At 67.4% G+C, this 14,243-nt stretch carries 13 protein-coding genes and 1 pseudogene; 9 read left to right on the forward strand and 5 right to left on the reverse strand.

Going from position 1 to position 14,243, the window contains the following annotated elements; genetic code table 11:
* The first annotated feature begins 125 nt into the window (after window positions 1-125).
* Entirely contained in the window at window positions 126-1,238 is a 1,113-nt protein-coding gene (locus tag BST40_RS03185) for a D-alanine--D-alanine ligase family protein (RefSeq protein WP_075545376.1), read from the forward strand.
* Here BST40_RS03185 and BST40_RS03190 read toward each other — a convergent pair.
* Window positions 1,235-1,801, reverse strand: coding sequence for a DUF3515 domain-containing protein (locus BST40_RS03190; protein ID WP_075545403.1), 567 nt, complete (start codon window positions 1,799-1,801; stop codon window positions 1,235-1,237). The two genes, BST40_RS03185 and BST40_RS03190, sit on opposite strands and share 4 nt — an antisense overlap.
* A 151-nt stretch (window positions 1,802-1,952) precedes the next feature.
* On the opposite strand from BST40_RS03190, the gene BST40_RS03195 reads away from it, so the two are divergent.
* Genes BST40_RS03195 through BST40_RS03205 form a run of 3 tightly spaced genes read left to right on the forward strand, consistent with a single transcriptional unit; the run spans window position 1,953 to window position 3,926 of the window.
* Complete coding sequence (locus tag BST40_RS03195; protein WP_075545375.1) at window positions 1,953-2,930, forward strand: thiamine-phosphate kinase; 978 nt, start codon at window positions 1,953-1,955, stop codon at window positions 2,928-2,930.
* Window positions 2,931-2,955: 25 nt separating this feature from the next.
* Complete coding sequence (locus BST40_RS03200) at window positions 2,956-3,246, forward strand: DUF1330 domain-containing protein (RefSeq protein WP_075545374.1); 291 nt, start codon at window positions 2,956-2,958, stop codon at window positions 3,244-3,246.
* A complete protein-coding gene (locus BST40_RS03205; protein ID WP_083153410.1) occupies window positions 3,243-3,926 on the forward strand; it encodes a uracil-DNA glycosylase in 684 nt (227 codons plus the stop codon). The genes BST40_RS03200 and BST40_RS03205 overlap by 4 nt, the downstream gene beginning before the upstream one ends.
* 40 nt (window positions 3,927-3,966) lie before the next feature.
* Here BST40_RS03205 and BST40_RS03210 read toward each other — a convergent pair whose 3' ends face one another.
* Window positions 3,967-5,304, reverse strand: coding sequence for a PPE family protein (locus BST40_RS03210; protein WP_240316610.1), 1,338 nt, complete (start codon window positions 5,302-5,304; stop codon window positions 3,967-3,969).
* Window positions 5,305-5,814: 510 nt separating this feature from the next.
* Window positions 5,815-6,009 carry a 50S ribosomal protein L28 gene (rpmB, locus tag BST40_RS03215; protein ID WP_075545372.1) on the reverse strand — a complete coding sequence of 65 codons (195 nt, stop codon included), beginning with the start codon at window positions 6,007-6,009 and terminating at the stop codon, window positions 5,815-5,817.
* A gap of 275 nt (window positions 6,010-6,284) precedes the next feature.
* Here rpmB and BST40_RS03220 point away from each other — a divergent pair, with 275 nt between their 5' ends.
* The 3 genes from BST40_RS03220 to BST40_RS03230 are packed head-to-tail and all read left to right on the forward strand — an operon-like array spanning window position 6,285 to window position 10,902.
* A complete protein-coding gene (locus BST40_RS03220; RefSeq protein WP_083153412.1) occupies window positions 6,285-7,970 on the forward strand; it encodes a DAK2 domain-containing protein in 1,686 nt (561 codons plus the stop codon).
* A 2-nt stretch (window positions 7,971-7,972) separates the two neighbouring features.
* Window positions 7,973-10,192, forward strand: coding sequence for an ATP-dependent DNA helicase RecG (gene recG / locus BST40_RS03225; RefSeq protein WP_083044035.1), 2,220 nt, complete (start codon window positions 7,973-7,975; stop codon window positions 10,190-10,192).
* Window positions 10,189-10,902: an HNH endonuclease family protein gene (locus BST40_RS03230; protein WP_075545369.1), complete on the forward strand. Its 714-nt coding sequence runs from the start codon at window positions 10,189-10,191 to the stop codon at window positions 10,900-10,902. The genes recG and BST40_RS03230 overlap by 4 nt, the downstream gene beginning before the upstream one ends.
* Before the next feature lie 73 nt (window positions 10,903-10,975).
* Here the strand turns inward: BST40_RS03230 and BST40_RS03235 are convergent, their stop codons facing one another.
* Together BST40_RS03235 and BST40_RS31390 are read right to left on the reverse strand one after the other, a co-directional pair.
* The gene (locus tag BST40_RS03235) at window positions 10,976-11,821 is read right to left on the reverse strand and encodes an aldo/keto reductase (RefSeq protein ID WP_089024988.1); all 846 of its coding nucleotides are present in this window, start codon (window positions 11,819-11,821) and stop codon (window positions 10,976-10,978) included.
* A gap of 6 nt (window positions 11,822-11,827) precedes the next feature.
* Window positions 11,828-12,033: pseudogene (locus tag BST40_RS31390) on the reverse strand (aldo/keto reductase); the annotation flags it as partial.
* A gap of 248 nt (window positions 12,034-12,281) precedes the next feature.
* Here BST40_RS31390 and BST40_RS03245 point away from each other — a divergent pair.
* Both BST40_RS03245 and BST40_RS03250 read left to right on the forward strand, forming a co-directional pair.
* Entirely contained in the window at window positions 12,282-13,400 is a 1,119-nt protein-coding gene (locus BST40_RS03245) for an alpha/beta hydrolase (protein WP_083153413.1), read from the forward strand.
* 76 nt (window positions 13,401-13,476) lie between these two features.
* Window positions 13,477-14,238: a DsbA family protein gene (locus tag BST40_RS03250; RefSeq protein ID WP_075545366.1), complete on the forward strand. Its 762-nt coding sequence runs from the start codon at window positions 13,477-13,479 to the stop codon at window positions 14,236-14,238.
* Window positions 14,239-14,243 lie beyond the last annotated feature (5 nt).

Raw genomic sequence — 14,243 nt, forward strand, 5'->3', positions numbered from 1 at the left:
CGGTAATTACGCAGGCCATTACTCGAACTTCCGCTGCGGACTTACAGGCTCGGCGTATCGTCATCGAGCACGCGGAGGGCGGGAGCCGGCAGTCCTAGCGTCGCACCCGGTAGCCTCTGAAGGTTGTGAGTGCCAGCGACCGGCGTGCCCGGGTTGCCGTCGTGTTCGGCGGCCGCAGCAACGAGCACGCCATCTCCTGCGTGTCGGCGGGCAGCATCCTGCGCAACCTCGACCCGCAGCGGTTCGAGGTGATCGCGATCGGTATCACGCCGCAAGGCTCGTGGGTGCTCACCGACGGCAACCCCGACGCCCTGGCCATCACCAACCGGCAACTGCCCGCGGTCAACTCCCAATCGGGCACATTGCTGGCGTTGCCGGCCGACCCGCAGTGGGGCGGCCGACTGGTGTCATTGCCCCCGGGCGCCGGTGAGGTGTTGGCCTCCGTCGACGTGGTGTTCCCGGTGCTGCACGGTCCCTACGGGGAGGATGGCACCATCCAGGGACTGCTCGAGCTTGCCGGCGTGCCCTACGTCGGGGCCGGGGTGCTGGCCAGTGCAGCCGGCATGGACAAGGAATTCACCAAGAAGCTGCTGGCCGCTGACGGGCTTCCGGTCGGGCCGCACGCGGTGCTGCGTCCGTCGCGGCCGGCATTGAGTCTCGACGAATGCGAGCGGCTGGGGCTGCCGGCGTACGTCAAACCCGCGCGCGGCGGCTCATCGATCGGGGTCAGCCGGGTGTCGAGCTGGGATGAGCTGCCCGCCGCGGTCGCCGAGGCGCGCCGTCACGATCCGAAGGTGATCGTCGAGGCCGCCGTCAACGGCCGTGAGCTGGAATGCGGTGTGCTCGAGTTCCCGGACGGCACGGTGCGGGCCAGCACTCTGGGGGAGATCCGGGTGGCCGGGGTGCGCGGACGCGAGGACGCCTTTTATGACTTCGCGACCAAGTATCTCGACGACGCCGCCGAGCTGGATGTGCCCGCCAAGGTCGACGACGACGTCGCCGATGCGGTGCGCGACCTGGCGATCCGAGCGTTTCACGCCATCGACTGCCAGGGCCTGGCCCGGGTGGACTTCTTCCTCACCGAGGAGGGCCCGGTGATCAACGAGATCAACACCATGCCGGGTTTCACCACAATCTCGATGTACCCCCGGATGTGGGCGGCCAGCGGCGTCGACTATCCCACGCTGCTGGCAACCATGGTGGAGACGGCGCTGGCCCGGGGAGTGGGCCTGCGTTAACCGGTTGCCGCCGGGTCGATCGGCACCGCCGCGATGGTGCGGTCGATGACCTCGGACAGCTCCTGGATCGGGGTCGGCCCCGACCCTGCCGGCAGCGTCAGCGCGACGTATACCGGACGGTCGACGGTGTACCAGGTGGACCGGCCGTCGGATGAGGTGTCGTCGGTCGCCCGGAACCACTGCACCCGGTCGACGATCTGGATCGGCGCGCCCACGACGAAGTCGGCGGGGCGATCGAGGCCGCACCGCATGATGACCGGCTCGCGGGAGGGCCCGGAGCTCCAGGCGCTCGCGCCTTCCGGGGCCGGTTGCGCAATCGTCACTCGCTGATAGTCACCCAGGTGCTGAGGCAGCGCTGCCGTCAGCGCATGGCAGGCCGGACTGCCGGCGTGGGGGGCCGGCACGGCCGCAACGGTGACGGGTTGTTGGCGGGGGTGGCGAGTCGCCGCGATCACCAGGATCACCCCGACCGCCGCCACGGCCAGTACCACAGCCGCAATGATCAGGATGCGTGGCGGACCGTCTGCGTCGGCGCCGGGGTTGGGAAGGGCGTCGCCCGTCACCTCGCCGGCCACCTCCGACTCACCTTGACCGCCCGGCTGTCGCAGGGCCACCGACGTCCCGCCCGGATGTTCGGGTCGCCCGAGCTCATAGACTAACGCGGTCCACCCGGGCGGGCAGAGGACCCGGGTGAGACGTCCCGCAGGAGGTGGCGTGCGCGAGGACTTATCGGGGGAAGCGTCGGAGCAGTCTCCGACGCTGCAACAGCTCGGGGAGTTCGCCGTGATCGACCGGTTGGTGGCCGGTCGCCGTCAGCCTGCCGTCGTCGAGCTCGGGCCCGGCGACGACGCCGCCGTGGTCGCCGCCCGCGACGGCCGCGTCGTGATGTCGACCGACATGCTGGTGCAGGACCGGCATTTTCGGCTGGACTGGTCGACACCCCACGACGTAGGCCGCAAGGCGATAGCCCAGAACGCTGCCGACATCGCGGCCATGGGCGCGCGCTGCACCGCGTTCGTGGTGAGCTTCGGGGCGCCCACCGACACACCCGCGGCCCAGGTGAGCGCCCTGGTCGACGGGATGTGGGACGAGGCGGACCGAATCGGAGCCGGCATCGTCGGAGGCGATCTGGTTCGCTGCCCGCAGTGGGTGGTGTCGGTGACGGTGCTGGGCGACCTCGAGGGACGCGCACCGGTGCGGCGCCGCGGCGCCACACCCGGCTCGGTCGTCGCGGTGGCCGGCGACTTGGGCCGCTCGGCCGCCGGATATCAATTGTGGCACAACGGGATTGACGGATTAGACGAGCTGCGGCGGCGTCATCTGGTGCCGCAGCCGCCGTATCGGCAGGGCGTGGCGGCCGCCGTCGCGGGGGCTCAGGCCATGATCGACATCTCCGACGGCCTGGTCGCCGATCTGCGCCATGTCGCGCAGGCGTCGGAGGTCGGTATCGACGTGTCGACCGCGGCCCTGGCTGCCGACCACGCCGCGTTGACCGCGGCCGCCGACGCCGTGAGCGCCGATCCGTGGCACTGGGTGCTCGGTGGCGGCGAAGACCACGCCCTGGCGGCGTGTTTCGCCGGCGCGGTGCCGGCCGGCTGGCGCGTCATCGGGCAGGTGGTCGACGGTCCGCCCCGGGTGCTGGTCGACGGCAACGACTGGGGCGGATATGCGGGTTGGCAGTCGTTCGATTGAGTTCGCCATTGAGTAGGGTGACGCGGTGACCGTCTACGCGATCGCCCAGTTGAGATTCACCGATCGGGCAGCATATGACCGGTACCAGACCAGGTTCATGGAAGTGTTTCGTCGTCATCCGGGAACGTTGCTGGCTGCCGACGATTCACCCCAGGTGATCGAGGGGCGGTGGGACCATCAGAAAGTGGTGCTGATGTCGTTTCCCGATGAGGCCGCATTCCATGGCTGGGCACAATCGCCTGAGTACCAAGAGATTTCGCAAGATCGTTGGGCGGGCGCCGATACGGTGGTGCTGCTGGCGCAAGGCCTGCAGTGAGCGCGCGTCCGCTGAGCGAACTCGTCGAGCAGGGCTGGGCCGCCGCATTGCACCCGGTGGCCGACCAGGTGGCCCGGATGGGGCAGTTTCTGCGCGCCGAGATCGCGGCCGGCCGCAAATACCTGCCGGCGGGGCCGAACGTATTGCGCGCCTTCACTTTTCCATTCGAACAGGTGCGGGTCCTGATCGTCGGGCAGGACCCCTATCCGACACCCGGACATGCGGTGGGACTGAGCTTTTCGGTGGCCCCCGAGGTGCGACCGCTACCGCGCAGCCTGGCCAATATCTTCGAGGAGTACGCAGCCGACCTGGGCTATCCGCAGCCCTCGTGCGGTGATCTGACGCCCTGGGCGCAGCGCGGCGTGATGTTGTTGAACCGAGTGCTGACCGTGCGCCCGAGTAATCCGGCCTCGCACCGGGGTAAGGGCTGGGAAGTGGTGACCGAGTGCGCGATTCAAGCGCTTGTCTCACGGTCGCAGCCGCTGGTGGCCATCCTGTGGGGACGCGACGCGTCGACGCTCAAACCGATGTTGGCCGCCGGCACATCTGTCGCCATCGAATCGCCGCATCCGTCTCCGTTGTCGGCGTCGCGGGGGTTCTTCGGCTCGCGGCCGTTCAGCCGTGCCAACGAGCTGCTTGCGGGGATGGGTGCCGACCCGATCGATTGGCGGCTGCCGTGACCGAGCTGCGGGCGCCGTGGTTGGGCCCTCTTTCTCTACGCTAAACACATCCCACATTGGTCAGGCCGACCAGGCTTGCATTCCAACAATTCGGCAACATCGGCAGCCGGGGGCCGCTCCCCGACTCGCTACTACCTAACGTGGCCAACCCGGCAGGGCGCGCGGCGTCTCCTGATGGCCCGCTGCCGGCAAACCCCAGAGCGCCCGCACCGTGATCCGAAGCCGCTACCGGCACCGGCGCCTGCGGGCAGCTGCCGGCCGTTGCGACCGACACCAACTGTGCTGGTGGCAACACTGCCGACGGCTCCACCGCGCCGACCGCTACCCCCGCCACAGGCGTGGCGACCATACCCGCCGCAGCGCTCGCGCTAGGGCCGGCGGCAGCAGCCGAAACCGGCAGTGCCGTCGCCGCGGCTAACGGACCCAGCAGAGTGGGGAGAAGCCCAAGGTTCAGCCCCATGATCCATTGACTGATCCATCCGATCACCTGATTGCCGACTTCATAGCCGAAGACAAAAGGAAGAAATACAGTAGCGAAGGTTTCTATTCCAGCAGTGAGCCATGCGAGTTCTAGGTAGCCAAGGGCTTCAGCCGCCAAATGGGTGTTGCCGATCAAGAGCAAGTATCCAATAAACAACAAGACAATTGGTGTGTAGAAAGCCATCATGAGCGTGAAAATTGCAAGGGACGGAACGGCGAGAATCTCCGTGCCAACGAGTTTGATCAGGTCCCACAAAATCTGCCATATCGGAAAGGGCTGGTAGCCGACGGCGTGCGTAGCGCCGGCTACGATCTCGCCGGCCACACCGGCGCCGGGTTTGATGATGATTGGCGCCGGTGGGGTGTGCGGCATCGACGCCAGCGCGGCTGCGGCGGCTGCGTCATAGACGCTCATCGTGGTTGCGGCCTGAATCCACATCCGCGCATAGTCGGCTTCGTTGAGTGCTATCGGGATGGTGTTGATGCCAAAGAAATTCGTTGCCAGCAACACCGCGTGGGTGGCGTGGTTGGCGGCCAGCTCCGGCAGCGTTGGCATCGCTGCGACCGCGCTGACATAGGCGGCTGCCACCGCCTGATGCGCTGCCGACACCGCGGCGCTATCGCTACTGGCCTGAACCAGCCACGCCACATACGGCCCGTAGGCCCCCGCACAGATCTCCGCGGTGGGGCCCTGCCACGCCCCGGTCCGCAGCGCGCCCAACACCGCGGTGAGTTCTTCAGCCACCGACGCATAGTCGACGCCCAACGACGCCCATTCCGCGGCGGCCGTCAGCAACGGGGCTGCTCCCGGGCCGGTGCTCAGCAAGGCCGAATGCACCTCCGGCGGCGAAGCCAGCCACAGCGGTGCACCCGCAACGGCGGCCAAAGTTTCATCCACGCACAGCGTCACCGCCGAACCTCTTCCCACAACATTTCTGGACCTCTACTTGCGACGGGCATTCAGTGGGCCGATCACGCACGGGCACACCATGTTTGACCACCGCTCGGCTACCGGTGGACAGGCCTGGTGTTGTCTCGTGTACCGCCTCCCGGCGTTACTGAGATGTGATCGGCGACACGCCAAAAAGATGTCGGTGACAAAGGTTGTTGTCAAATAGCTATCCACTATCAATCAATGGGCAGAAGCGATTGACAGTGGGTTCATTTGATGCCGCTGGCTTTCGGCGCTGGCGCGACGTCAGTCCTTTAGTGGCGCAATTTCTTTGACGATGGGGCCGTCATCCGGCACAGGCGCCGGGCTTAGAGCGCACGCCAGACTGACGCGCGGAGGGTCACCCGTTAGCGCGGGCTCTTACCTGAAGGCTTCGGCAGCGGCGCAATTCATCGAGGCGCAATCCATCGCGCCGATCGGGACGGGCCGAAATGCAGCGGCACGCGCGGCACCCGGTCAGCCGCGGCTGACCTTGCCCGCCTTGATGCAGGACGTGCAGGCGTTGATGCGCTTCTTGTTGCCCCCGGGACGGCTCACCGCCCGCACGGTCTGAACGTTGGGGTCCCACCGACGGCTGGTGCGGCGGTGGGAGTGTGACACCGACTTGCCGAAGCCGGGGCCTTTCCCGCAGATATCGCACACAGCGGCCATTGTTCAAACTCCTCAAGTCGGTTGCTGGGGGTCCGGCGACCCGGGCGGAACGGCCCGGCTGGCCCAGGCCGTCCCAGGATAGCCGGGGTCGTCGGCGAGCACCAAAACGCCATCCGCCGCGACCAGTACTGTCACCCCCGCTGGCTAGGCTCAATGCAGCTTTGTCGTCCCGGCTCGATGGCCTGTCCAGAACAGCAGCCGACGCACACTGTCCACAGTGTCGCCGGGCTACGCTGGCGCCCACCGGGAGCTGGCGCAGAGGAGGTGGGGTCACGGTGGACACGCCAGGTCGCCCGCTGGACGCGTCGGCCCTGCGGGATTGGGCGCATACCGTCGTCAGCGACCTGATCACCCACATCGACGAAATCAACCGGCTGAACGTGTTCCCGGTCGCCGATTCCGACACCGGCGCGAACATGCTGTTCACCATGCGCGCGGCGCTCGCCGAGGCGGACGCGGTGGCCGGGGCCGACGACGGCCGCAATGCGGGTAACGTCGCCCGGCTCGCTGCCGCCCTGTCGTCCGGCGCGCTCAACGGGGCACGGGGGAACTCCGGGGTGATCGTGTCGCAGATTCTGCGCGGCATCGCCGACGTCACCGCGACCGCGGCAGCGGCCTCGGCCGGTGCCTTGTCGGCCGTCGACGCGGCCCAGCTGGCCGCCGCTTTGTGGCGCGGCGTCGAGCTGGTCGTCGCATCGATGGGCGGCGAGGAAGTCGCGGGAACCATAGTTTCGGTGCTGCGGGCCGCAGCCGCCGCGGTTGAGCAGTGCGCCGACGCCGGTGAGACCCTGGCGCAGGCCGTGACCGCCGCCGGTGATGCCGCCGTCGTCGCGCTGGAGAAGACGCCCGAGCAGCTCCACGTGCTCGCCGACGCGGGAGTGGTGGACGCCGGCGGCCGGGGCCTGGTGGTCATGCTGGACGCGTTGCGTGCGACGCTCACCGGGCACAAACCCGCCCGCTCGGTCTACGAGCCGGCGCCGCGAAAGCTGCTCGCCGAGACGCCCGCCGGACGGCCGGCACCACAGTTCGAGGTGATGTACCTGCTGACCGGCTGTGATGCGGCGGCGGCGGACATGCTGCGCGACCGGCTCGCGGAGCTGGGGGATTCGGTGGCGATCGCGGCCGCACCGTCGCAGAGCTATTCGGTGCACGTGCACACCGACGACGCGGGCGCCGCTGTCGAAGCGGGAATTGCAGCGGGGCAATTGAGCCGGATCGTGATCTCGGCGCTGAGCTCCGGTGCCAACGGGCTGCCGGCGGGCAGCTGGACCCGGGAACGGGCCGTCCTGGCCGTCGTCGATGGCGACGGCGCCGCCGAGCTGTTCGCCGGAGAAGGGGCCTGCGTGCTGCGACCCGGCCCGGATGGCTCGGCACCTGCGGCCGATATCAGCGCCCATCAGTTGGTGCGGGCGGTGGTGGACACCGGTGCCGCCCAGGTGATGGTGCTGCCCAACGGGTATGTCGCCGTCGAGGAGCTGGTGGCGGGTTGTACCGCAGCGCTGGGCTGGGGTGTCGACGTGGTGCCCGTCCCGACCGGGTCGATGGTTCAGGGGCTGGCTGCCCTGGCCGTGCACGACCCTGCAAGCCAGGCCGTCGACGACGGTTACACCATGGCCCGCGCCGCCGGTGCTGCCCGGCACGGCTCGGTGCGCACCGCCACCGAGCGGGCGTTGACCTGGGCCGGCACCTGTGAACCGGGCGACGGGCTGGGCATCGCCGGCGACGAGGTGCTGATCGTCGCCGGCGATATCGCCGCGGCGGCGATCGGTCTGCTCGATCTGCTGCTGGCATCCGGGGGCGATCTGGTGACGGTGTTGTTGGGCGCAAAGCTCGACGACGAGGAAGCCGGCGCGCTGCGTGAGCTGTTGGAAAAGCACATGCACGACCGTCATCCGGGCACCGAGCTGGTGACCTATCGCACCGGGCATCGAGGCGACGTGCTGCTGATCGGGGGCGAGTAGCCGTGGTGTCACTGAGCGACCGGCTGGTCTTCGTTCTGGGCGCTCCGTCGGCAAAGCCGCTCGACGACGAGTTCGGCATCAGGACGGTCGACGACCTGCTGCGCCACTACCCGCGTAGCTACGTCGAAGGCGGAACGAGGCGCGGCGCCGGCGACGAGCGGCCCGAAGCGGGTGAGCACATCACGATCGTCGACGTCATCACCGAAACGATGACGTTTCCCATGAAGAAAACGCCGAAGCGCCAATGCCTGCGCATCACCCTCGGCACCGGCCGCGCCAAGGTGACCGCCACGTTCTTCAACGCGGACTACATCAAGAAGGACCTCACCAAGAACACAAAGGTGATGCTGTCCGGGGAAGTCGGGTTCTTCAAGGGCGTCATGCAGCTCACCCACCCGGCGTTTCTGATCCTGGACTCGCCGGACGGAAAAAACCACGGCACCAGGTCACTGAAAAGCATCGCCGATGCCTCCAAGGCCATCAGCGGCGAACTGGCCATGGAAGAGTTCGAGCGTCGCTTCTTCCCGATCTATCCGGCCAGCACCAAAGTGCAGAGCTGGGACATTTTCAGGTGCGTCCGCCAGGTGCTCGAAGTCCTTGACCCGGTGGATGATCCGCTGCCCGCTGAGCTGCGCGCCGCGCTCGACCTGGTCTCGGAGGACGAGGCACTGCGGGCCATTCACCTCGCCGAGAACGAGTCCGAACGCCAACGCGCCCGCGCGCGCCTGACCTTCGACGAAGCCGTCGGGCTGCAGTGGGCGCTGGTCGCCCGCCGGCACGGTGAGCTGTCGGAATCAGGGCCGCCGGCGCCGCCGCGCGCTGACGGGTTGGCGGCCGAGTTGCTGGGCCGGCTGCCCTTCGAGCTGACGGCGGGCCAGCGCGAGGTGCTCGCCGTCCTCTCCGAGGAGATCGCGGCGACCCGCCCGATGAACCGCTTACTGCAGGGTGAGGTCGGTTCGGGCAAGACCATCGTGGCGGTGCTGGCGATGCTGCAGATGGTCGACGCGGGTTATCAGTGTGCACTGCTTGCGCCTACGGAAGTTCTTGCCGCACAACACTTACGGTCGATCCGCGATGTCCTGGGCCCGCTGGCAATGGCCGGCCAGCTGGGCGGGGCGGATACCGCCACCCGGGTGACGCTGCTGACCGGCTCGATGACCGCGGGGCAAAAAAAGCAAGTCCGGGCCGAGGTGGCCGGCGGCCAGGCCGGCATCATCGTCGGCACCCATGCGCTGCTGCAGGAAGCCGTGGAGTTTCACAACCTGGGCATGGTGGTGGTCGACGAACAACACCGGTTCGGTGTCGAGCAGCGAGATCAATTGCGCAGCAAGGCGCGTACCGGAATCACCCCGCATCTGCTGGTGATGACCGCCACGCCGATACCGCGCACGGTCGCGCTCACCGTCTACGGCGACCTGGAAACCTCCACGCTGCGCGAACTTCCGCGGGGGCGCCAGCCGATCACCACCAACGTCATCTTCGTCAAGGACAAGCCCGCCTGGCTGGGCCGGGCCTGGCAACGCATCATCGAGGAGGTCGCGGCCGGCCGCCAGGCTTATGTGGTGGCGCCCCGCATCGACGAGAGCGATGAGCCGGAGAAAGAGCCCGCCGGCTCGAGACCTTCGGAGACCGCCGAGGGCCTGTACGCGCGATTGCGTTCCGGCGAGCTGGCCAACCTGCGATTGGGACTCATGCACGGGCGGTTGCCGAGCGACGAGAAGGACACCGCGATGGCGGCCTTTCGGGCCGGCCGGATCGATGTGTTGGTGTGTACCACCGTCATCGAGGTAGGTGTGGACGTCCCCAACGCCACGGTGATGCTGGTGATGGACGCCGACCGGTTCGGTATCAGCCAGTTGCACCAGTTGCGTGGCCGCATCGGGCGTGGCGCGCATCCGAGCCTGTGTCTGCTGGCCAGCTGGATGCCGCCGTCCTCACCGGCCGGTGAGCGGCTGCGCGCGGTCGCCGAGACCATGGACGGGTTCGCCCTGGCCGACCTCGACCTCAAGGAGCGCAAGGAAGGAGACGTGCTGGGCCGCAACCAGTCCGGCAAGGCCATCACCCTGCGGCTGCTATCGCTGGCCGAGCACCGGGAGTACCTCGAGGCCGCCCGGGACTTCTGCGTCCGCGCGTACCAAGACCCCGACAAGCATCCCGGATTGCAGTCGCTGGCAGCGCGATTCACCGACACCGACCGCATCGAATACCTGGACAAATCATGAACCGCAAGACGCTGCTGGGCCTGGCGGCGGCGGCGCTGCTGGCCTTGGTGGTCGCGTACCAGACACTGGACTCATCGGCGGCCAGGCACGCGGAGCAGTTCGCCGCGCGCGCTGACGTGCCGACGGTCCAACCCGGTACCGATGTGCTCGCCGGGGTCGCCGTGCTGCCGCAGCGCACCCACCGTTACGACTATCGCAGGGCCGCGTTCGGCGACGCCTGGGACGACGACAACGACGCGCCTGGCGGGCACAACGGCTGCGACACCCGCGACGACATCCTCGACCGCGACCTGGTCGACAAGACCTATGTGCCGACCAAGCGGTGCCCGAATGCCGTGGCCACCGGCACCCTGCGCGACCCGTACACCAACACCACCATCGCCTTCCAGCGCGGCGCCAAGTTCGGCGAATCGGTGCAGATCGACCACATCGTTCCGCTGTCTTATGCGTGGGACATGGGCGCTTACGACTGGCCGGCTCCGGAGCGGCTGCGGTTCGCCAACGATCCGGCCAACTTGCTGGCGGTGCAGGGACAGGCCAATCAGGACAAAGGGGATTCTCCCCCGGCCCAGTGGATGCCGCCCAACTCCGCATTCGCCTGTCAGTACGCCATCCAGTTCATCGCGGTGCTGCGCGGCTACGCGCTGCCAGTAGACCAGGCGTCGGCCGGCGTCCTGCGCGACGCCGCGGCCACCTGCCCGACGGGTTAGCCGTGGCCGGCCGGATAACTCGGACCACAGCGACGAGCCGTCGTCAATTCACGGTCGGTAAGCGAGCCGGAGGTTACGTGCCGTTGTAGGTCAGCGGGTCTTCGCGAATGCGGGTGCCGTCGTTGAGCCCGTTGAGCGCATCCATGTGCTCGGCAGCCAATTCGAAATCGAACACGTCGAGGTCGCCGGCGATGTGCTCGGGCCGCGACGAGCGGAAGACGACCGCATTACCCAGTTGCAGATTCCAGCGCAGCAGCACCTGTGCGGGCGTCTTGCCGTATTCACCACCGATCGACGTCACGGTCGGGTTGTCCATCAGCCGGCCGAGAGCCAGCGGAGTGTAGGACTGGGTGACGACGTTGTGCTGCGCATTCGATTTGCGCAGCTCGGCCTGGTTGAGCAGCGGGTGCAACTCGATCTGGTTGACCGCGGGTGTGACGAACGTGAGGTCGATGATGTTCGACACATGTTCCTCGGTGAAGTTGGACACCCCGATCGAACGGGCATGGCCTTCGCCGCGCGACTGGATCATGCCGCCGAAGGCATCCACGTACTTACCCACCGCGGGGGCCGGCCAATGAATCAGGTACAGGTCGACGTAATCCAGTCCGAGTCGCTCCAAGCTGGCTTTACAAGCCTCCTGCGACATGCTGAAACCGTGATCGGCGGTGGCCAGCTTGGTGGTGACGAACAACTCCGCGCGTGGAATACCGGACGAGGCGATCGCACGGCCAACGGCTGCCTCGTTGCCGTACGCCGCGGCGGTGTCGATAAGCCGGCAGCCGACCTCTAACGCCGCCGACACCGCCCGTTCGGTTTCGTCCTCGGACAACTCCGCGACGCCGAGGCCGAGAACCGGCATCGTGTTCTCGTCGTTTAGAGCTATTGAGGGAATCATGGCGCCCGACTCGCCGGTCAATGCATCTCACCTGCCTGTGAAATTGAAGGTTCTCGGATCAGGGCCAAGCCGGGTTACGCCATCGGCGACGAGCTCGAGGCCATGGCGCCGCTGGGTCGAGGCGCTGAGCTCGAAGTCGAACACGTCGAAGTTGCTCGCTATCCGTATTGGGTCACCCACTTGGGGATCACGATATTACCGAGTTGAATCGGCAGGCGCAGGGTCGCCATCGCGCACGGCAAAGTGGCTCGCGCCCGGCGGGACCGCCGCCATGGTCATTCTCGCCGCCTGGCGGGGGAGAGAATAAACGCCTCCCCCGAAAGTGGGCGAAATCGCGAAAGCGGTTCCGGTGGAGCCCCGGTAAGTCCTTCCACCACTCGGAAGGCACGAGACAATGAAGCAGGAAGCACTCCAACAGCGGCGTAGCCGCTCGGGAATCCCCGGCATTCATGCCGGGGAGCACGTCAAATAGGAGAAACCCATGACCAGAAGTCTGCCCGGCACGCCGGACCTTCAATCCGAGGTGACCTGCGTACCGATGCGGTGGAGGCGTCGCATCCAGAGCACCGTCACCGGTGCGGGCGTCAAAGTCATCCCGTGGATTCCGGGGCCGGCCAAGCGGCTTCTCACGCGCGGTCGTTCCGTCGTGATCGACGGCAACACCCTTGATCCCACGCTGCAGCTGATGCTGTCGGGCATGCGGGCCGTCGGCCTCGACGGCCTGGTGATCGACGACGACCCCGACGCCTCGCGTGCCAACATGCGTGAGGCGATGCTGGGATTCGGCGGTCCGCAGATTCACGTGGAGGTCGACGAACTCACGCTGCCCGGGCCGGCCGGGGACATCCCGGCACGGCACTATCGCGCGCCCGGCGGAGTCGCCGCACCGCTGCTGGTCTTCTATCACGGCGGCGGCTGGGTGATCGGCGACCTGGACACCCACGACGCGGTGTGCCGCTTGACGTGCCGCGATGCCGGGATCCACGTACTGTCGATCGACTACCGGCTGGCTCCGGAGCATCACGCACCGGCCGGGATCGACGACGCGTTTGCGGCCTTCACCTGGGCCTACGAGCACGCCGGCGAGCTCGGTGCCGTCCCCGGGCAGATTGCGGTGGGCGGCGACAGCGCGGGCGGCAACCTGGCGGCCGTCGTGTGTCAACTGGCCAAAGACAGCGGAGGCCCGGCTCCGGTGTTGCAGTGGCTGATCTATCCGCGCACCGACTTCACCGCGCAGACCCGCTCACTGGGCCTGTTCGCCCGTGGCTTCTTGCTGACCAAACGAGATATCGACTGGTTCCAAGCCAATTACCTGCGCGGCTCGGGGATCGACCCCACCGATCCGCGGGTGTCGCCGATGCGGGCCGAGTCGCTGTCAGGTCTGCCGCCGGCACTGATCGTGGTCGCCGGATTCGACCCGCTGCGCGATGAGGGCGAACAGTACGCGTCGGCGTTGCGGGCCGCCGGGACCGCGGTGGATCTGCGTTGCGAGGGTTCGCTGACGCACGGCTTCCTCAATCTGTTTCCGCTCGGCGGTGCCAGTGCCACCGCGACGAGCGAGCTGATTTCGGCGTTGCGTGCGCACCTGAGCCGGGTCTGAGCCCTATCCGGACGGCCGCCGGTACTCTAGAGGCGCCAGCAGCGCAGGCTATTCACCAAGTGAGGATCGCGAACCCGTGGCCGAAAAAAACAAACGCCCTCCGCGGATCGATCTGAAGTCGCCCGACGGCAAATTCGGCCGGCTGATGCAGATCGGTGGCACCGCGCTGGTTGTGCTCTTCGCCGTTGTGCTGGTGTTCTACATCGTCACCTCGCACGACAAGAAAGGCGGCGGTGCCACGGCCGCTGCGGTCCGGGTGACGTCCAGCAAGCTGGTCACCCAGCCCGGAACCAGCAACCCCAAGGCCGTGGTGTCGTTCTACGAGGATTTCCTGTGTCCGGCGTGCGGGAACTTCGAACGCGGATTCGGGCCGACCGTATCCAGGCTCATTGACATCGGCGCAATCGCGGCCGATTACACCATGGTGGATATCCTTTCCAGCCCGCGCAACGACAATTATTCGGCGCGCGCGGCGGCCGCGGCGTACTGCGTCGCCGATGAGTCCATCGATGCGTTCCGCCGGTTCCACACCGCGTTGTTCAGCAAAGACATCCAGCCGTCCGAAGTCGGCAAGACCTTTCCCGACAACGCAAAGCTGATCGAACTCGCCCGCGAAGCCGGTGTCGTCGGCAAGGTGCCCGACTGCATCAACAGCGGAAAGTACCTCTCCAAGGTCGACGGGCTGGCGGCGGCCGCGAACATCCACGCGACGCCGACCGTCAAGATCAACGGCACCGAATACGAATGGTCGACGCCGGAGGCGCTGGTGGCCAAGATCAAAGAGATCGTCGGCGACATTCCGGGCATGGACACGGCGGCAACCGCCCCGGCAGCTTGACCACG

This window comes from Mycobacterium persicum (assembly GCF_002086675.1).
GTDB classification, from domain to species: domain Bacteria; phylum Actinomycetota; class Actinomycetes; order Mycobacteriales; family Mycobacteriaceae; genus Mycobacterium; species Mycobacterium persicum.